15 protein-coding genes and 3 tRNA genes are annotated in these 18827 nt (G+C 60.7%); 8 read left to right on the forward strand and 10 right to left on the reverse strand.

Going from position 1 to position 18827, the window contains the following annotated elements; translation table 11 throughout:
• Positions 1-2 precede the first annotated feature (2 nt).
• Both purN and purM read right to left on the reverse strand, forming a co-directional pair.
• Positions 3-599 (reverse strand): phosphoribosylglycinamide formyltransferase, encoded by a 597-nt coding sequence (gene purN, locus ACR0K1_RS02575; protein WP_480614849.1) that lies wholly within the window; start codon positions 597-599, stop codon positions 3-5.
• Entirely contained in the window at positions 596-1642 is a 1047-nt protein-coding gene (gene purM, locus ACR0K1_RS02580; RefSeq protein ID WP_480614846.1) for a phosphoribosylformylglycinamidine cyclo-ligase, read from the reverse strand. The genes purN and purM overlap by 4 nt, the downstream gene beginning before the upstream one ends.
• A 107-nt stretch (positions 1643-1749) precedes the next feature.
• Between purM and ACR0K1_RS02585 the strand changes: the two genes are divergently transcribed.
• Both ACR0K1_RS02585 and ACR0K1_RS02590 read left to right on the forward strand, forming a co-directional pair.
• Positions 1750-1826 (forward strand) — tRNA-Ile (locus tag ACR0K1_RS02585).
• 207 nt (positions 1827-2033) lie between these two features.
• Positions 2034-3110 (forward strand): toll/interleukin-1 receptor domain-containing protein, encoded by a 1077-nt coding sequence (locus tag ACR0K1_RS02590; protein WP_480614843.1) that lies wholly within the window; start codon positions 2034-2036, stop codon positions 3108-3110.
• A 3-nt stretch (positions 3111-3113) separates the two neighbouring features.
• Here ACR0K1_RS02590 and ACR0K1_RS02595 read toward each other — a convergent pair whose 3' ends face one another.
• Positions 3114-4433 carry an ATP-binding protein gene (locus ACR0K1_RS02595; RefSeq protein ID WP_480614840.1) on the reverse strand — a complete coding sequence of 440 codons (1320 nt, stop codon included), beginning with the start codon at positions 4431-4433 and terminating at the stop codon, positions 3114-3116.
• A 45-nt stretch (positions 4434-4478) separates the two neighbouring features.
• On the opposite strand from ACR0K1_RS02595, the gene ACR0K1_RS02600 reads away from it, so the two are divergent.
• Together ACR0K1_RS02600 and ACR0K1_RS02605 are read left to right on the forward strand one after the other, a co-directional pair.
• Entirely contained in the window at positions 4479-5393 is a 915-nt protein-coding gene (locus ACR0K1_RS02600; RefSeq protein WP_480848634.1) for an MBL fold metallo-hydrolase, read from the forward strand.
• Positions 5394-5468: 75 nt separating this feature from the next.
• Positions 5469-5543, forward strand: a tRNA-Asn gene (locus tag ACR0K1_RS02605).
• Positions 5544-5639: 96 nt separating this feature from the next.
• Here the strand turns inward: ACR0K1_RS02605 and ACR0K1_RS02610 are convergent.
• Positions 5640-6203 (reverse strand): hypothetical protein, encoded by a 564-nt coding sequence (locus tag ACR0K1_RS02610; RefSeq protein WP_480848636.1) that lies wholly within the window; start codon positions 6201-6203, stop codon positions 5640-5642.
• Positions 6204-6495: 292 nt separating this feature from the next.
• Here ACR0K1_RS02610 and ACR0K1_RS02615 point away from each other — a divergent pair.
• Positions 6496-6570 (forward strand) — tRNA-Asn (locus ACR0K1_RS02615).
• Positions 6571-6585: 15 nt separating this feature from the next.
• Here the strand turns inward: ACR0K1_RS02615 and ACR0K1_RS02620 are convergent.
• The 4 genes from ACR0K1_RS02620 to zwf form a co-directional block, all read right to left on the reverse strand.
• Positions 6586-8205 carry a long-chain-fatty-acid--CoA ligase gene (locus tag ACR0K1_RS02620; protein WP_480848638.1) on the reverse strand — a complete coding sequence of 540 codons (1620 nt, stop codon included), beginning with the start codon at positions 8203-8205 and terminating at the stop codon, positions 6586-6588.
• A 103-nt stretch (positions 8206-8308) separates the two neighbouring features.
• Entirely contained in the window at positions 8309-9919 is a 1611-nt protein-coding gene (pgi, locus tag ACR0K1_RS02625; RefSeq protein ID WP_480848640.1) for a glucose-6-phosphate isomerase, read from the reverse strand.
• A 4-nt stretch (positions 9920-9923) separates the two neighbouring features.
• Complete coding sequence (gene pgl / locus ACR0K1_RS02630) at positions 9924-10595, reverse strand: 6-phosphogluconolactonase (RefSeq protein WP_480614826.1); 672 nt, start codon at positions 10593-10595, stop codon at positions 9924-9926.
• Positions 10592-12046 carry a glucose-6-phosphate dehydrogenase gene (gene zwf / locus ACR0K1_RS02635; protein ID WP_480848643.1) on the reverse strand — a complete coding sequence of 485 codons (1455 nt, stop codon included), beginning with the start codon at positions 12044-12046 and terminating at the stop codon, positions 10592-10594. The genes pgl and zwf overlap by 4 nt, the downstream gene beginning before the upstream one ends.
• A 162-nt stretch (positions 12047-12208) precedes the next feature.
• On the opposite strand from zwf, the gene ACR0K1_RS02640 reads away from it, so the two are divergent.
• The gene (locus ACR0K1_RS02640; protein WP_480848645.1) at positions 12209-13162 is read left to right on the forward strand and encodes a radical SAM protein; all 954 of its coding nucleotides are present in this window, start codon (positions 12209-12211) and stop codon (positions 13160-13162) included.
• A 3-nt stretch (positions 13163-13165) separates the two neighbouring features.
• Here the strand turns inward: ACR0K1_RS02640 and ACR0K1_RS02645 are convergent, their stop codons facing one another.
• Complete coding sequence (locus tag ACR0K1_RS02645) at positions 13166-13831, reverse strand: lipid-binding SYLF domain-containing protein (protein ID WP_480614816.1); 666 nt, start codon at positions 13829-13831, stop codon at positions 13166-13168.
• Between the two features lie 178 nt (positions 13832-14009).
• On the opposite strand from ACR0K1_RS02645, the gene ACR0K1_RS02650 reads away from it, so the two are divergent.
• A complete protein-coding gene (locus ACR0K1_RS02650; RefSeq protein ID WP_480614813.1) occupies positions 14010-15563 on the forward strand; it encodes a caspase family protein in 1554 nt (517 codons plus the stop codon).
• A gap of 4 nt (positions 15564-15567) precedes the next feature.
• On the opposite strand, the gene ACR0K1_RS02655 is transcribed toward ACR0K1_RS02650, so the two are convergent.
• Complete coding sequence (locus ACR0K1_RS02655; protein WP_480614810.1) at positions 15568-15837, reverse strand: usg protein; 270 nt, start codon at positions 15835-15837, stop codon at positions 15568-15570.
• Between the two features lie 224 nt (positions 15838-16061).
• On the opposite strand from ACR0K1_RS02655, the gene gyrA reads away from it, so the two are divergent.
• On the forward strand, positions 16062-18755 hold the full coding sequence (gene gyrA / locus ACR0K1_RS02660) for a DNA gyrase subunit A (RefSeq protein ID WP_480848648.1): 2694 nt from the start codon (positions 16062-16064) through the stop codon (positions 18753-18755).
• Positions 18756-18827 lie beyond the last annotated feature (72 nt).

An 18827-nucleotide genomic window follows, 5' to 3' on the forward strand; every position in this document is an offset into this window, starting at 1 on the left:
GATCAGGGCAGCAGAACCGGCGACTTGTCTCCGACCGCGAACCGCCGCAACACGGCAGGGTAAAGCTTGTGCTCCCAGACCAGAACGCGCGCGGCCAAGGCATCGGGTGTGTCTGCGGGTTCAATTTTTACACGGGCCTGACCCAGAATTGGGCCGTCATCCAGCGCTGCTGTCACCTCGTGCACGGTGCAGCCATGTTCTGCGTCGCCGGCCTCGATGGCGCGGGCATGGGTGTGCAGCCCCTTGTATTTTGGCAACAGCGAGGGGTGAATATTCAGCATCCGCCCCTGAAACTGCCGGACGAAATCGCCCGTCAGAACCCGCATGAACCCGGCCAGACAGACGATATCAGGCTGCGCCGCGTGCAACGGTTTCAACAGTTCAACTTCGAACGCCGCACGGTCGCCCTTGTAGGGGCGGTGATCCACGGCTGCCGTCGCGATGCCCCGATCCGCCGCCTTCTTCAGCCCCCCGGCCTGTGCGTCATTCGACAGCACCAGACAGGGCCGCGCCGGGTGGTCGCCCACCATGCTGTCGACCAGCGACACCATGTTTGACCCACCACCCGAGATCAGGATCGCAACGCGCTTTTGGCTCACAACAGCTTGCCCGAATAGGCGACGCCGGGGTTGTCCGTCACGGCCCCGATGCGCGAGACGGTTTCGCCCGCCTCGGACAGCAGTTCCGCCAGTTCGTCGGCCCGATCCCCGGCGCAGACGACAATCATGCCGATGCCGCAATTAAAGGTCTTGAGCATCTCGGCCTCGGCAATCCCGCCTGTCTTTGCCATCCAGCCAAAGACCGGCGGCAATTCCCAAGCATTCAGGTCAATCTCCGCCCCCAGCCCTTCGGGCAAAACACGTGGCAGGTTTTCGGTCAGGCCGCCACCGGTGATATGGGCCAGCGCATGTACGCCCCCTGCCCGGATCGCAGCCAGGGCTGGCTTTACATACAGGCGCGTCGGCGTCAGCAGCGCCTCACCCAGCGACCGCTCGCCAAAGGGCGAGGCGTCATCCCAGTTCAGGCCCGACATCTCGACCAGCTTGCGCACCAGTGAGTATCCGTTCGAGTGCACCCCGTTCGACGCCAGACCCAGCAGCACATCGCCCGCCTGAACGCCGTCCGGCAGGTCGCCGCCCCGTTCCATCGCCCCGACCGAGAACCCGGCCAGATCGAAATCACCATCGGGATACATGCCCGGCATTTCAGCCGTTTCACCGCCGATCAGGGCGCACCCAGACTGCGCGCACCCTTCGGCAATCCCTTCGATGATCCGCGCAGCGGTGTCGGTGTCCAGCTTGCCGGTTGCGAAATAGTCGAGGAAGAAAAGCGGTTCAGCCCCCTGACAGATCAGGTCATTCACGCACATCGCCACCAGGTCGATCCCAACGCCATCCACCACGCCGGTATCAATCGCGATCCGCAGCTTGGTGCCAACGCCATCGGTCGCGCCCACAAGGATCGGATCGTTATACCCTGCCGCTTTAAGGTCAAACAGCGCCCCGAAACCACCCAGACCGCTCATGACTCCGGGCCGGTTGGTGCGTTTGGCGGCGGGCTTGATCCGGTCGACCAACGCGTTGCCTGCATCGATATCCACGCCCGCATCGGCATAGGTGATTCCGTTCTTGCCCGCTGTCATGGCCAATCCCTCATGAATGCTTTGCGGGCGGGTTAGTCGATTGTGCAACATGTTGCAACGGTCAGGCTTGACGCGGGCGTTCACCGTGATACCCAAGGCGCTCAGGCGGGCCTGTAGCTCAATTGGTTAGAGCAGAGCGCTCATAACGCTTTGGTTGGGGGTTCGAGTCCCTCCGGGCCTACCAGAATATCCGCCATATCACTGATTTTGTTACATAATAAGATCGCCCTGTCGTTGGTCGGACTGCGTTATGAGCCGCGTTTCCCTGCCCGAAAGCACCGCCCGTCGCCATACAGGCAAAAAAGACCGAAATACGCTATTCTGATGGACAACCATGTGTTCAGCGCGCGGGTGACAACCGGGCCGAGCGGTTTTCTGTGAGGGTGCCGAAATGACGGGAACTGATAAGACTGCTGCGAATAGCTATTTCTCGCCGAAAGCGGTGGTCTTCATTGCCTGGAGCAAGGAAACCGAGAAAGCCGCGCACATTTTGCGCGACATACTGGATGCCCGGGGCCTGTCGGTCTGGATGAGCGAACAGATCACCGCGGGCCGAAAGTTCCGTGAAGAGATCAGACGATCCGTTCTGGACGCGCACCTGATGCTTGCCATCTTTCCGGATAAGCCCTCGCCCTGGCAAATCGCCGAATCCGGCCTCGCCTATTTTGAGAACAAGCTGATACCGATCGCGATTGACAGCGACGAAGTCATTGAGCCATTCAGCGAATTCGAGACCCACAACCTGCGTTCCGAGGATCTGGAGGCTGGCGAAGGTCACAGCATTGACGCGTTAGAGGCCACCTTGCGCAGCCGGATAGGGGCGCAGCGCAAGGATGTCATCACTCTGGGACTTGTGACGCTTCTGAACCGCATTTTCCTGTTGGCAGTGCCGTTTGCCGGCGTCTTGACGATATTGATGATCGTAAGTCTCGGCTTTCTATCCCAGTCGGATGGCAGCCCGTTGCAGTCAGAGGATGTTTCCCTGCATATGTACCGCGCCGGACACACCGCATTTGGGGCAATGCTCTATGGCGGGGCGGCCTTCATCGCGCTGATATTTGCCCTGGTCGGTGCGGCTGCAAGTTATTCGGCGCGACGGTTCGGCTTTTTAGTCGCCAAGTTCCTTCTTCTTCTTTGGTTTTTGGTTGCCGGATTGCAACTCTGGCTGGGGATGTTGCTTTTGGCCAAAAAATTCGGCCACGGATACGCAGATGAATTCTGGCTGTTGCTTTCGATTGCCTTTTTCTTTCTGGCGATGATTTTTGCTTTGGTTGCTTATATTTGTCACAGCTCCGCGTTTCGCGAGAACCGAAATCAGGGGCCCATGAAAAAAATTCAGATCAATGTCTTTCTGGGCAATGTCTGCTTCGCCGTCACCTTGGTGCTGCTGACGTTTGTTATTCTTATGATGAGCCTCCAATGCGAATTCGACGCCATTTTTGTTGGGGGCGACGCCTGTTCACAATAGGGCCTACCGCCCAATCACGATATCCGCGCACAAGCCGCCCAGCCGTTCGCTTTCAGCAAGGCGCAGTGTTCCGCCGTGGGCGCGGGCGATGTCGGCGACGATGGCCAGCCCAAGGCCCACGCCGCTACCCTGGTTCTGATTGCGGGCCGGGTCCAGCCGGGTAAAGGGTTTGACGGCTTCGGTGCGTTGCTCGGGCGGGATACCGGGGCCATCGTCTTCGACCCGAATGCGAATGGATTTGGCGCTGAGCGTCAGGCTGACATCCGCCTTGCTGCCATACCGGACCGCGTTTCCGATCAGGTTTTCAACAGCGCGACGGATGGCCGTGGGGCGAAAGGTTGCGGTGCCCTCGCCCTCGACACTGATCAACTCGGCCACATATCCGGCCCGCTGTGCGTCACCGACAATCTGGCGCAGGAAGGCTTCCGGGTCGATTTCCTCGGGGGCACCTTCGGCAGCCCCTCGGGAAAACTCCAGAAACGCATCCAGAAGCGACTGCATTTCCGTGACATCCTGCTGCAGCGGGGCGGCTTCGTCCTCGGGCAGCATGGACAGGCCAAGTTTCAGGCGCGTCAGAGGGGTGCGCAGATCATGGCTGACGCCGGACAGCATCAGCGTGCGCTGCTCCATCTGCCGTTCGATCCGGGCGCGCATGTCCAGAAACGCATTACCGGCGGCTCGCACCTCGATCGCGCCGCCGGGGGTGTAGGGCACAACGCGCCCGCGGCCAAACGCCTGCGCCGCGTTGGCCAGACGCGTGATCGGGCGCAACTGATTGCGCATGTAAAGAAATGAGATCGAGGTCATGACGACGGCAAAAAACACCATCGTGACCATCAACTGGTGCGGGGCCGTGGGCGACAGGCGCCGTCTGTCAAAGGTCAGTTCGAGCAGGCCCAGATGTGTCCGGATGTACAACCGGACATCTGCACCGCTTGGCAGGGCAACCGCTTGCAGGCTTGGCAATTGGGCGTGCAAGTCAGCCTCGACCTGAGGGGCGATGAAATCGTACCACCGCCGTTTGCCGATATCCGGCACTTCGTTGAGCCCCAGAAAGCGAACCTTCATTTCCAACGCAGCCAGATCCGGGCGCACGGCTGCAAGCGCCTGCTGCTGCGTTTCCACGTCGGCCATTGCGCTTGTGATCAGATCGACCTCGCGCACGGTCGCGCGGACCATCTGCGCCGTGACATCCTCTAAATGCCGTTGAAGGAACGCATTTCCGACGACCAGCAACAGCACGATCACCGGAAGAACCAGGATCAATGCGGCCCGGGCGTACAGGCTGCGCGGCATATAGGGTTTGAGCCAGTGCGACGACATAGGCTAAACCTAACGGGCTGCCCCGGCTAGAGGAAGAGGACAAGAATGCAGGCCCCTGACGATTTCAACCCAGCCCCCGGTCAAGCAATTGAATTGCAGCCGGGGCTGCGTCGCATTCTGGCTCCGAACCCTTCGCCCATGACCTATCGCGGGACCAATACCTATCTTTTGGGGCAGCGAGACCTGGCCGTGATCGACCCCGGCCCGCTGAACGACGCGCATCTGCAGGCGATTCTGGGCGCGCTGCAGCCGGGGCAAAGGATCAGCCACATCTTCGTCACGCACAGCCATCTGGATCATTCTCCGTTGGCTGGCCCCTTGTCGGCGCAGACAGGGGCTCCGATTCTGGCCTTTGGCGGGCCCGAGGCCGGGCGCAGCGATGTCATGACCCAGCTGGCCAAAAACGGTCTGGCCGGTGGCGGCGAAGGCATCGACACCGCGTTTCGCCCGGATATCGAGGTCGCGGATTCAGAGGTGATCGAAGGCGATGACTGGCAGCTAGAGGTCATCCACACCCCCGGCCATCTGGGCAACCACATCGCTTTGGCCTGGGGCGACACCTGTTTCACCGCAGATCACGTGATGGGCTGGGCCAGTTCGCTGGTTTCCCCCCCTGACGGAGACCTGACCGATTTCATGGCCGCCTGCCACCGACTGCGGGCGCGGGACTGGTCGGTCTTCCACGCCGGGCACGGCGCGCCGATCACCGACCCCACAGGCCGCCTCGACTGGCTGATTCAGCACCGGTTAGGGCGCGAGGCGCAAATCCTGTCGGCGCTGGAACAGGCCCCCGGCACGGCGCGCCAGCTGGCCGAACGCATCTATACCGACATCCCGGCTGCCCTATTGCCCGCTGCCGAGCGTAACGTGTTCGCCCACCTTATTGATCTGACAGGAAAATCCCAGGTCGCTCCGGACGGCTCCTTGTCAGCGACCACCGTTTTCAAACGCTGCGCGTGACCCGAAGAAATTTTTCCCGATTCCCGCCTTTCCCCTCTGGACGCCGAAAATCCGGATTGTTATACGCCCCTCAGTTCCGGCGTAGCTCAGCGGCAGAGCAGTTGACTGTTAATCAATTGGTCGTAGGTTCGATCCCTACCGCCGGAGCCAGATTTCCCAAATTGTACTGGCAATTTTCAGACGTGACCCCGTGGAACTTGTGCCCATTGCGCGCCAGTATCCCCCGCGCGCCGCAGCCCCTGCTGCCTAGGGATTGGTCATCAACCGGAACATTCGAATCAGCCGGTTGGCTTCGATTTTCTGCGGCTCGACATGAAAGACGGCCATGCGCCCAACCAGTTCTGGTTTATCCAAAAATTCCTCGGTTGCGTGCATGCGCGGACGGTGGGCGTAGTCGTCGAACAAAAGCGTCACAGGGCGCGAGATGCTGAATGCCGTGGCCAAGGCGCATCCAACGCGGAAGCGACCGTCAACCAGAACCACATCGGGGTGCTTGAACCCGTCGCTTTGCCAGATCGACAGCGGGTAGCGCGGAAAGCGGGACCAGTTCTCGGTGCTGACGGGGAAGCCCCATTTCTTGGTCGCGCCAATATTGACCCAGCGAACGTGAACGTCGGTATTTGCGGCGGGCGGGTTCTGGTTGAACCAGCGCTGCATCTTCCGCGCCCACTTCCGGTCGCTTTCGACGCTGTAGACGGTTTTCGACTCCATCTCAGCCGCCATCACCGTGGACCCGCCGGACCCGTATTCGAGAATAACCGACGCTTCCTGGTACTTTTCACGAACCAGATCCTGGACGTTTTCCGGCAAAGTGAGGACGGGTCTGTCTGTTACATTGGCCTTCAAATCGGTCTCCGAATCCAGAATGTCGGGCCGTGTCTAACACGCTGCGCCCCTGTCATACAGGCGAAGGTTTCTCGCCGACAAAATCGCCTTGGCACTGTGTTATTCGGACAGGTTCTGAGAAATCAAGAACAAGCGCAAGGAACCTGTTAGGGTCAGTGCAGGGCTTGCCTTACGTGTACGGCAACACCGGCGCAAAAAAAACATTCATCCGCCCTCTGGACGCCGCGAAATCTGGTTGCTATACGGCGCGAACCGTTCCGGCGTAGCTCAGCGGTAGAGCAGTTGACTGTTAATCAATTGGTCGTAGGTTCGATCCCTACCGCCGGAGCCATTTTTCCCTTTAGACCTAGCCGGTTAAGGCGTTCTCGTAATCCGCGCGCAGGTTGCGTTTCAGCACCTTTCCTGTTGCGTTCAGCGGCAGCGCATCAACAAACACAACCTTGTCCGGCACCTGCCATTTGGCGATCTTTCCGTCGAAGAAGGCCAGCAATTCGTCCTCGGTCGGGTCCTCGCCTTCGGCTTTCACCGCGACCAGCAGCGGGCGCTCGTCCCATTTCGGGTGCGGCACGCCCACAACGGCTGCCGTGGCGAGTTTGGGATGGGCGACGGCGATATTCTCCAACTCGACCGAACTGATCCACTCTCCGCCAGATTTGATGATGTCCTTGGACCGGTCCCGGATGGTCATGTAGCCGTCGGCATCCAGCGTTGCCACGTCGCCGGTGGCGAACCAGCCATCCTGCAGCAGACCCTCGTCCTGCAACTGGAAATAACTGTCCAGAACCCAGTGACCGCGCACCATCAGGTCGCCCTGCGTTTCGCCATCATGCGGCAGGTCGTTGCCGTCATCATCGACGATTTTCAGCTCCGCCCCAAAGGGCGGACGCCCCTGATTTTCACGCAGCCTGTGCTGGGCTTCGAGCGGCATTTTCAGATGCTTGGCCATGGGGTAGTTCGTCGTGCCCAGCGGGCTCATCTCGCTCATCCCCCAGGCGTGCACGGTGTCGACGCCATAGGTCTCCCGGAAGGTTTCGATCATCGAGGGCGGGCACGCCGCGCCGCCAATCACCGTGCGGTTGAGGCTTTCCAGCTTGGTCCCGCATTTCGCGGCATGGGTCAGCAACCCCTGCCAGATCGTGGGCACGCCCATGGCCAGCGTCACGCCATAGGTGTCGATCAGATTGACCAGCGCCTCGCCATGCAGGTCTGGCCCGGGCATCACCATGCGCGAGCCAGACATGGCGCTGGCATAGGGCGACCCCCAGGCGTTGACGTGGAACATCGGCACCACCGGCATCACCACATCCATGGCGGAATAGCCGATCACATCGCGTGTGTTCGACGCAAAGCTGTGCAGCAAGGTGGACCTGTGTGAATAAAGAACACCCTTGGGGTTCCCCGTCGTGCCGGAGGTATAGCAGAGGCTGGAGGCGGTGTTTTCATCAAAGCTGGGCCACGCAAAGCTCTCATCGCCGGTTTCAATCAGCTCATCGTAAAAAACCAGCCCCGGCACCTGAGACAACGCGGCCTCGTCCCGGGCCCCCATCAGCACAAAATGCTGCACATCGGTCAGATGCTCTTGTAGCGCAGCCACCAACGGCAGGAAGGTTGCATCAAAGAACAGGGCACGATCCTGCGCATGGTTGATGATATAGGTGAGTTGTTCGGGAAACAGGCGCGGGTTGATCGTGTGGCAGACAAAGCCCGCGCCGGAAACGGCGTAGTAGATTTCCAGATGCCGACGGTTGTTCCACGCCAGCGTGCCCACGCGATCTTGCGGTTCGAGCCCCAGCTTCACCAGCGCCGAGGCCATTTGGCGGGCGTTCCGCGCGATTCCGGCCCAGTTGGTCTCGGTCACGGTGCCGTCTGTTTCGACCGAGACGATCTCGGTCTGGCCGTGATAGCGTTCGGCGTGCTCAATCAGCGACGAAATCAGCAAGGGCTGCGTCATCATCTGTCCCAGCATGGACAATCCTCCCATCGTCAGCGCTGATCCGCAGGGGTCGCGCCGTTATACCTTGGCGACGACCCTGCCAATGATTCAATTGTCTGACAATAAAAGAATGCGGTCAGTCGCGATGCCGCAAAGCGTAATCCACCAGCGCAGCCGTCGATCCGTCCTTACCGCTGGCGCTTTCATCGCCATCCACGATCGGCCCCAGTGAGGTCGCCAGTTCCTTGCCCAGTTCCACGCCCCACTGATCGAACGAGTTGATCCCCAGCAGAACGCCCTCGACAAACACGCGGTGTTCATAAAGCGCGATGATCTGGCCCAGAACAAACGGGGTGAGTTGGGGGTAGATCAACGTGGTTGATGGACGGTTCCCCGGAAACACGCGATGACGCGCCTGCCGTTCCAGTTCCGCGCCGTTCAGCCCTTTCTCCGCCATGCGGGCACGCGCCTCGTCCAGCGAGCGTCCGCGCATCAGCGCCTCGGATTGCGCCAGACAATTGGCCAGCAACAGGCGGTGGTGATGGGCCAGTTCGGGTTCGTGTCCTTCGGCGGCGACCATGAATTCACAGGGGATCACGTCGGTCCCCTGATGGATCAACTGATAGAAGGCGTGCTGCCCGTTTGTGCCGGGCTCTCCCCAAACCACCGGGCCTGACGGCACAGTCAGCGCGCTGCCATCCATCGCAACGGACTTGCCGTTGGATTCCATCTCCAACTGCTGAAAATAGGCGGGCAATCGCAGCAATCGTTGGTCATAGGGCAAAACGGCGCGGCTGGCATGGCCCAGAACCTGACGGTGCCAGACGCCGACCAGCGCCAGCATTACGGGAAGGTTCTCGGCCCATTCGGCAGACTGGAAATGCAGGTCCATCGCCTGCCCACCGCGTAGAAACGCGTCAAACGCATTCGAGCCTACGGCGATCATCACCGGCAGGCCCACCGGCCCCCAGACGGAATACCGCCCGCCGACCCAATCGGCGAAACCGAACACGCGCGCTTCGGGGATGCCAAAGGCCTGTGTCTTGTCCAGGGCACTGGACACGGCGGCGAACTGCGTGGACGGGTCCCCGCCCCCATCGGTCATCCAGGCCCGCGCGGTGCGCGCGTTGGTCATGGTCTCAATCGTGGTGAAGGTTTTTGAAGCGACGATCACCAGCGTCCGCTTCGGGTCCAACTGCCGCAGAGTGTCTGCGATATGCGCCCCGTCCACGTTCGAGACATAGTGCAGCCGCGGCCCATCGTGGTACGGAGCCAAAGCGTGGGTCGCCATGACCGGCCCCAGATCGGACCCGCCTATACCGATATTCACCACATCGGTAAAGCTGCCCCCTGCCCCTGACGCCGCGCCGCCGCGCACTTCTTCCGCGAAGACCCGCAGCCGCTGCAGAGTGTCCAGGACATCCGGCATGACGTCCTGCCCATCGACCTCAACCGGGCCGCCGTCGAGGTTGCGAAGCGCGGTATGCAGCACCGCGCGCCCCTCGGTCTCATTGATCTTCTGGCCGCTGAACATCGCCTCACGCCGGCCCGCCAAATCGGCCTCGTCGCACAACCGGATCAGAGCGTCGCGCACCGCCTGATCGATCTGCGTTTTTGAGTAATCGAACAGCAAATCACCGGTCGAGGCCGAAAAGCTCTGTGCCCGCGTCGGGTCAGCGTCAAACAGGTCAATCAAGCGGCGGTCTTGCCGGGAAGCGGCCAGTGATTTCAATGTGTCCAGTTGCATGGTCCTACTCCGCCCAATGTACCGTCATGCCGCTTAGCACCGCTGCGATTGGCGCCTCTTCCGGTGGCAGCGACATGGCACGTTCTAACGCCTCGCGTTTTGCGGCTCCGAAAATGATCAGATGTTTGGACAAGGCCCCATCCAGAACCGGCGCGGTCAGGGTGATGCGCGGTTCCGGCTGTACATCGGTTCGGGCCACCGCCAGCATCGGCGCGTGCGCGTCCAAAGCGGCCTCTAGCCCGTCCATGCCGGGGAACAGCGACGCGGTGTGCATATCCTCGCCCATTCCCAAGACCAGTACAGACAGCGGCATGACCGGAGCGATCAGGGATTCGATTTCCGCCAATGCGGCCTCGGGGGCGGCACCCGGCAGGTATAAAGGGACATATTCCGCGACCGAGGCCCGGTTGGTCAGCAACCTGTCGCGGATCAGGCGTTCGTTCGACCGCTCGCTGTCGGCGGGCACGCAACGCTCGTCCGTGGGCAGAACGCGCACGCGGTCCCAATCCAGATCGGCGGCGCACAACACGTCAAACATCGGGCCCGGCGTCGTGCCCCCCGGAACGGCCAGCGCGACCTTCTCTTCGTGCAGCAACGCCGCCTCCAACTCTCCGGCAAGCGCGTTTGCAACATCGATGGCCAACATGTCCCGGTCGGCATATTCCTGAATTTTCATGGATTAATTCCCTGCCAGCGGCGACCGTCTCGTTTCATCAGCAGTTCGGCGTCGCCTGGGCCTGTGCTGCCGCTGTCATAAGGTTTGGGCACATCGCCACGCGCCTGCCAACCCGCGATGATCGGGTCGGTCCAGGCCCAGGCGGCTTCGACCTCATCCCCGCGCATGAACAGGGTCTGGTTGCCCCGGATCACGTCCATCACCAACCGCTCGTAAGCGTCCGGCGGGTCCTGGCTTTCGGGGCCGAGCGCTTCGGCAAAGCTCATGTCCAAAGGCACGTCGATCAACCGCATCCCACCCTGACCAGGCTCTTTGATCGTCACTTTCAGGGTGATCCCCTCGTTCGGCTGCAACCGGATCGACAGCACATTCGCATGCCGCCCGACGTCTGCCCCAAAAATCGAATGCGGCGCGTCCTTGAACATCACGTTGATGACCGACGACCGCGCCACCAGCCGCTTGCCGGTGCGCAGGTAGAACGGGGTGCCCGCCCACCGCCAGTTGCTGACATGCGCCCGCAGCGCCACGAAGCTTTCGGTGGTCGAACGCGGATTGCCCACGATGTCACGATACCCCCGCTCGTCCGAGCCCGCCGCGAACTGTCCGCGCACGATGTGGTGAGGTTGAACCTGATCAAGCGCCCGGATCACCTTTAGCTTTTCGTCCCGCACCGCGTCGGGGTCGAACTTGGCAGGCGGCTCCATCGCGATCAGGCAGAGTAGTTGCATCAGGTGGTTCTGCATCATGTCCCGCATCGCACCGGCGCGTTCGTAATAGTCCTCGCGCCCGTCGACACCGACGGTTTCCGCCACGGTGATCTGGATGTGATCCACGTATTGGCTGTTCCACAACGGCTCGAACAGCATATTGCCAAAGCGAACCGCCATCAGGTTCTGAACGGTTTCCTTACCCAGATAATGGTCGATGCGGTAAATCTGGCTTTCATCGAAATGCGCCGCCAGCGTGGCGTTCAGCGCCCGCGCGCTTTCCAGATCGTGACCGAAGGGTTTCTCGACCACGATCCGCGCATGGTCCGAGGCCAGATTGTGCAGCCTGATCCGCTCGGCCAGTGGGCCGAACAGGCTGGGACCGACCGAGAAATAGAACGCCCGAACGCGGTTTTCCTGCAGCCTTTGCGACAGATCGGTCCATCCGTCCCCGGACATTGCATCCAGCGGCACATAGTCGATCCGCTGCAGAAACCCGTTCAGCGCGTCGCTGTCCTGTGCCCGCCGGGGCGCATGTCGGCGCAGCGATTCGGCAACCATCCCGCGAAAGGCATCCGGGCTGTGATCCCCGCGCGCCGCACCAATGATCTGCACATCGTCCGGCCACTGTCCGGCGCAATACCGGCGAAACAAGGCAGGCAGAATCTTTCGCTGCGCCAGATCGCCGGTGCCGCCGAAAATGACCAGATCGAATGGATCAACGGGTATGACGCGAGAAACCATGAGTTGTCCTTACCTTGCCCCTATCGCCATGTCCAATGTTAGCGCAATCATATCTGCTTTTTTTCGCAGATCAAAACTCTGTCAGCACCACCCTGACGCCCTTACCAATTCCACCGCAAACGACTAAGTCAGTTGAATGACGCCAAAGAACCGGATGCGGGAATGAAAGACAACGCCCCTCAGCTTGCCAATATCGGCAAGTTTCAGAACAAAATGGTGACAGCGGATGGCCAGACCCGAGCCTCGGTTGCACTGACAAACCCCGAGACGCTCTGGTTCAACACCGGCACCCTGTGCAACATCGAATGCGTGAACTGCTATATCGCCAGCAGCCCGACCAACGATGCGCTGGTCTACATCACGGCGGATGAGGTCACGGATTATCTGGACCAGATCGAACAGCGCAACTGGCCCATTCGCGAGATCGGCTTTACGGGGGGCGAACCCTTCATGAACCCCGAATTCATCGACATGACCCGCGCCGCACTTGCGCGCGGGTACGAGGTTCTGGTCCTGACCAACGCGATGCAACCCATGATGCGCCGGAAGATGCGCGAAGGGCTGCTGAACCTGCAGCGCGACTATAACGACAAGCTGATCTTGCGCGTTTCCGTCGATCACTACCGCCCAGACCTGCATGACAAAGAACGCGGCGCTGGCAGTTTCGAAAAGACCCTGGCGGGGATGGAGTGGCTGCGCGACAACGGGTTCAACATGGCCGTCGCCGGGCGCACCGTCTGGGGCGACTCGGACGCCGACAGCCGTAAAGGCTACGCCGCCTTCTTCGCTGAACATGGCTTTGACATCGACGCCAACAATCCGGGCCAGACCGTGCTGTTCCCCGAGATGGACGAATCTGTGGAAGTCCCTGAAATAACAACCGCCTGCTGGGGTATCCTCGGCAAATCCCCAAGTGATGTCATGTGTTCGAACGCGCGCATGGTCGTCAAACGCAAAGGCGCGGACAGCCCTGCGGTTCTGGCCTGCACCCTGCTGCCCTATTCGCCCGAGTTTGAGATGGGCACGACTCTGGCCGAGGCTGAGGCGGACGTGCACCTGAACCACCCCCATTGCGCCAAGTTCTGCGTACTTGGCGGCGCAAGCTGTTCCGGCTGACGGTCAGTTCAGTTCCGGGGATTTCCAGTACTTTGTGCCAGAGGCCCCGGCAGACACGCGCCAGCCCTTTTTGCTGAGCACAAAGAACGAGCGCCCATCGGTGAACCTGATTGTATCGGCACTGCTGTCGTCTCCATACATCGCCCCGGTTTCCGCCGTGGCGTCGTACCCGTGGGTGATGAATTTCTCCAGATCCGCCTGTGTTTCGAACAGGATGACGAATTTGGTTTCAAAACCGCCGATACCAACGGCTGCACCGACCCCGCCTGTACCCATGTTCATGTAGGTATGCTGATCGGTGTCAATCGAAACGGCGACGCCGCGACCATACCCAGCCGAGACGGGAAAAATCGTGACTTTGCGGGAATCGAACACCGCATAGCCCGCACTGACCTGATACAACGCATCGGCTTCGGGGTTTTCTGCCAAGAGCTGCGCAAGCACCTCATTCGCCATCACATCCAGCTTGACGCGGGTTTCCTCGACCGTCGCTTCGTTCGTGACCAGATCGGCCGTGGAATCCACTGTGTCCCCGACGGCCTCTACCCCTTTGCCAACAGTCTGCCCGACTTTCTCAGCGCCTTTCTTAAGGTTGCCAAGAAGGCCGTCGGCCAGCACCGGACCACAAAACGCACATGCGGCGGCGACCGCGAAAAAAAGCCTGATCATCTGGTGTTCCCCCCAAAACTGCTCGTCCCGCGCGATCATAAACTAGCCAGCTTCAAAAGCCACGACCGCGTGCCTTCATCCTTTCAAGGCGCAAATGGTGACTGTAACCGAAATCACTGAACGATTGGCCGATATGTCGCTATGGTCCGCTTAGGTTGACGCACAGAAGGCTGCCGGGATGAGATGGTTTTGGGTTATTTGGTTCACAGTGCTTGCCGCGCCGCTTTGGGCGCAGGAACGGCTGGCGCTGGTCATCGGCAACAACCAGTACGACTCGGTTTCGACCTTGCAAAAGGCTGTGGCCGATGCCGAGGCGGTTTCGCAAAGGCTTCGGGGGCTTGGGTTTGAAACCATCGAAGGTCTGAACCTTGACCGGCGCGGCATGAACCAGCGGATTTCCGAATTCACCTCGCGGCTCGAGGCCGGAGATACGGCTTTTGTGTTCTTCGCCGGTCACGGGGTGGAAATCGACGGCGAGAACTATCTGCTGCCCACCGATATCGAAACTCCATCCCTGGGCGAGACCGATTTCGTCAAATCAGAATCCATCGCGCTGTCGAACCTGCTGGACCGGGTGCGGGCCACCGGGGCGCGGACCTCGATCGCCATCATCGACGCCTGCCGTGACAACCCGTTTGAAACCACCGCCGGGCGCAGCATTGGCGGCACGCGCGGGTTGGGCCGGATCAACGCGCCGCAAGGGATGTTCGTGATTTTCTCTGCCGGTGCGGGCCAGATGGCCTTGGACCGGCTGCACGATGACGAGGCCGAGCCGAACTCGGTCTTCACCCGTGCCTTGCTGCCGCGCCTGAGCGAACCGGGGCTGGAACTGCGCAGCATGGTTGCCGACCTTCGGCGCGAGGTGCGGGATTTGTCCCGAACCGTGCAGCACAATCAGATTCCGGCCTATTATGACGAATTGCTGGGCGAGTTTTACTTTACCCCCGCCGTCGGAACCGCACCCAGCGCCGAGATCGCACCGCAACCGGTCGAAAAGATGCGCGCGGATCTGGAACTGGCCCGGTCCGTTGGCACAGCCTCGGCCCTGGACACGTTTCTTGAGAAATATGCGGACCAGTCCACCGATTATACCTATGAAATCGCCCTGCAACTGCGCGCCGGTCTGGGCGAGCCTGTCGCCGCGCCGAAGCCCGAGCAACCTGTGCCCGCCGCCAAAGTGGTCACCGATTCAAAAGATGTCATGCGCGCCACCCAGACCGCCCTGAACGCCTTGGGATGCAGCGCGGGTGGGGCCGATGGCGTTGCGGGCCCCCGCACCAGACGTGCGTTTTCGAACTACCTTAAGGCCAGTAAATCCAATCTCGGCGCCGACGATCTGGGCACCAAACATGCTCTGGAAGAACTGGAAAGCAAAAGCGGCACCATTTGTACCGCACCGGCACCGACTACAACGGCGACCCGGACCACTGGGACATCCGCCTTGTCACTGACCGGAAGCTGGAGTTTCAAGGCAACCTGCGCCCTCGTGGTCAAGGTAACGGGATCGGTACACTACACCCGCGCGGGTGACAACAAATACACCGGCAATCTGACAGACTCTCTGGGTCAAAAGGCAAACACGGTGGTCTACCTGAACGAACAGGAATTGAACGGAACGGATTACTTCCCCGCGATCACCGTCAATTGGCGCGGCAGGCTGGCCGAGGACGGCAACAGCTTTACCGGACAAGGCTCAACCGGGTGTTCGGTTTACGCCTGGCGCGTTGGCTAAAGGCCTAGCTCACCCGAAACTCACCCACCATGTTGCGCCATTCCCCGGGCGCGATCATCTTGCGGTGGGTGAAGCGGACCGAATGCAACGGTCCTTCGATCTCTCTTTGCCAGAAATCGATGAAATCGAACAGCTTTGGATGGTCCGGCGCCAGATCGTAATCCTGCCAGATGAACGTGTTCAATACGTGAATGTAATCGGGCATGTGATAAAAGAATTCCGCCGTCGTCAGCCCGTACCCTTTGAGCATTAATTCTGTTTCGCTTTGCTCCATTCAGACCTCCAAATTCATTCAAGGTCTCTTCAGCCTAGCACGAAACCGGTCTAACTCTTATTAAAACAATGTGTTAACGTTACGTGAACAATGATAGTCGCCTCCGGTTTGGTTGCTTGCTTGCACCTTATGTGCCGGGTCTGATAAGGTGCATCCACAAGATATAGACCCAAGCCAAAGATCGGGCAGTTTACGTGAGCGATACGCCAGAAACCCCAGAAAACATGGATGAAACCCCGCCCGAGCGCCCTGTCTATGACGGCCCGACGGTGTCTATCGAATCCGAGATGCGCACGTCCTATCTGGACTATGCGATGTCGGTCATCGTTTCCCGCGCGATCCCCGACTTGCGCGATGGGCTGAAACCGGTGCATCGGCGGATTTTGTACGCCATGCACGAGACGGGAAACACGCATGACAAGGCGTACCGCAAATCGGCCCGTCCTGTCGGCGACGTGATGGGTAAATACCACCCGCATGGCGACAGCGCGATCTATGACGCGCTGGTGCGGATGGCGCAGGATTTCTCGATGTCGCTGCCGCTGCTGGATGGTCAGGGCAACTTTGGCTCAATGGATGGCGATAACCCGGCGGCCATGCGTTACACCGAAGTGCGGATGGACAAGCCCGCCGCGTCGCTGCTGGCCGACATCGAAAAAGAGACGGTTGATTTTCAGGACAACTATGACGGCAAGGACAAGGAACCGACCGTCCTGCCCGCCCGGTTCCCGAACATGCTGGTCAATGGCGCCGGTGGTATCGCCGTGGGTATGGCCACGAATATCCCGCCGCACAACTTAGGCGAAGTGGTCGACGCAACTCTGGCGCTGATCGACGACCCGGACCTGACCTCGGAACAACTGATCGAATACGTCCCCGGCCCTGACTTCCCGACCGGCGGCGTCATGCTGGGCCGGTCTGGTGCCCGCAAGGCCTATCTGGAAGGCCGCGGCAGCGTCATCATCCGCGCAAAGACCCGCGTAGAAGAGCTGCGCAAGGACCGCTATGCGATCATCGTGGATGAGATCCCGTATCAGGTGAACAAAGCCTCGATGATCGAAAAGATCGCCGAAGCGGTGCGTGAGAAACGCATCGAGGGCGTGGCGCACGTGCAAGACGAATCCGACCGTAACGGCGTCCGGGTCGTGGTCGAACTAAAACGCGACGCGACGCCCGAGGTGGTGCTGAACCAACTCTATCGCTTCTCGCCGATGCAGACATCCTTTGGCTGCAACATGCTGGCCCTGAACGGTGGCCGGCCTGAACAGCTGACCCTGCGCCGATTCCTGACGTCCTTCATCGACTTCCGCGAGGATGTCGTGGCCCGCCGCACCGCCTATGATCTGCGTAAAGCGCGCGAGCGCAGCCATATCCTGTGCGGTCTGGCCGTGGCTGTGTCGAACGTGGACGAAGTGGTCGCCACAATCCGCTCATCGGCAGACGCCGCCGAAGCGCGCGAAAAGCTGATGACCCGCCGCTGGCCCGCGTCTGAGATCGAAGGCTATCTGCGCCTGATCGACGATCCTCTGTCCAAGATGAACGACGACGGCACCTACAACCTGACCGAGGTTCAGGCCCGCGCCATCCTCGACCTGCGCCTGCAGCGCCTGACCCAACTGGGCGTCAAAGAGGTGACGGACGAACTGGAAGAACTGGCCGCCAAGATCAAGGAATACCTCGATATTCTGTCCTCGCGCGAACGCATCATGTCGATTATCGGTGATGAGTTGCGCGGCGTCCGCGAACAGTTCGCCGTGCCGCGCCGCACCGAGATTGTCGACTGGTCCGGCGACATGGAAGACGAAGACCTGATCGAGCGCGAAGATATGGTCGTGACCGTCACCTCGGGCGGCTACATCAAGCGCACCCCGCTGGCCGATTTCCGCGCGCAGAAACGCGGTGGCAAGGGGTTGTCGGGAATGCAGACCAAGGAAGAGGATGTGGTCACTACCCTCTTCGTGGCCAACACCCATACGCAACTGCTGTTCTTCACCACGGAAGGGATGGTCTACAAGCTCAAGACCTGGCGCCTGCCGCAATCTGGGCGCACCGGCAAGGGCAAGGCGATCGTCAATATCCTGCCGATCCCGCCCGGGGTTTCCATCGCCGCGATCATGCCGGTCGATGTGCCTGATGAAGAATGGGAAAACCTGCAGATCGTCTTTGCCACCAGCGCGGGTGACGTACGCCGCAATGCGCTGAGTGACTTCACCAACGTCAAGCGCAACGGCAAGATCGCCATGGACCTGCCCGAAGGCGTGGAACTGGTCAACGCGCGCATCTGTTCCGAAGATGACGACGTTATGCTGATCACCAACTCGGGCCGTGCAATCCGCTTCCAGACCACCGCTGTGCGCGTATTCAAGGGCCGCAAATCGACCGGTGTGCGCGGCATCAAGCTGACCAATGGCGACCGCGTCGTCTCGATGTCCGTAATCCGCCATTTCGAGGCCGGGCCGGACGAACGCGCCGCCTACCTCAAAATGCGCCGCGCCGTGGCCGGGATCGCTGATGATGGCGAAACCGATGAGGACGAGGCAGCACCCGGCACCATCACGCAGGAACGCTATGCCGAGATGTCGGCAGCCGAGAACTTGATCCTGACCATCACCGCAGGCGGCGCAGGCAAGCTGAGCTCCAGCCACGACTACCCCGTCCGCGGACGCGGCGGCATGGGCGTGGCCGCGATGGACAAGGCGATGCGTGGCGGCGAACTGGTCGCCTCGTTCCCGGTTGAGATTGACGATCAGATCATGCTGGCCACCTCCAAAGGCCAGTCGATCCGGGTGCCGGTGGACGGGATTTCCTTCCGCTCGCGCTCGGCTGGCGGGGTCAAGGTCTTCAACACCGGCAAAGGTGAAGAGGTCGTCAGCGTCGCCTGGATCGCCGATCAGGGCGACGAAGAGGCCGAGGAATAAGTTTCCGTGTGGCTTGGTGGGACAAACCCATGAAGCCGCACGGGTTTTCAGCCCTGCCTGACCCGACTATGG

Source organism: Ruegeria sp. F5 (assembly GCF_056533845.1).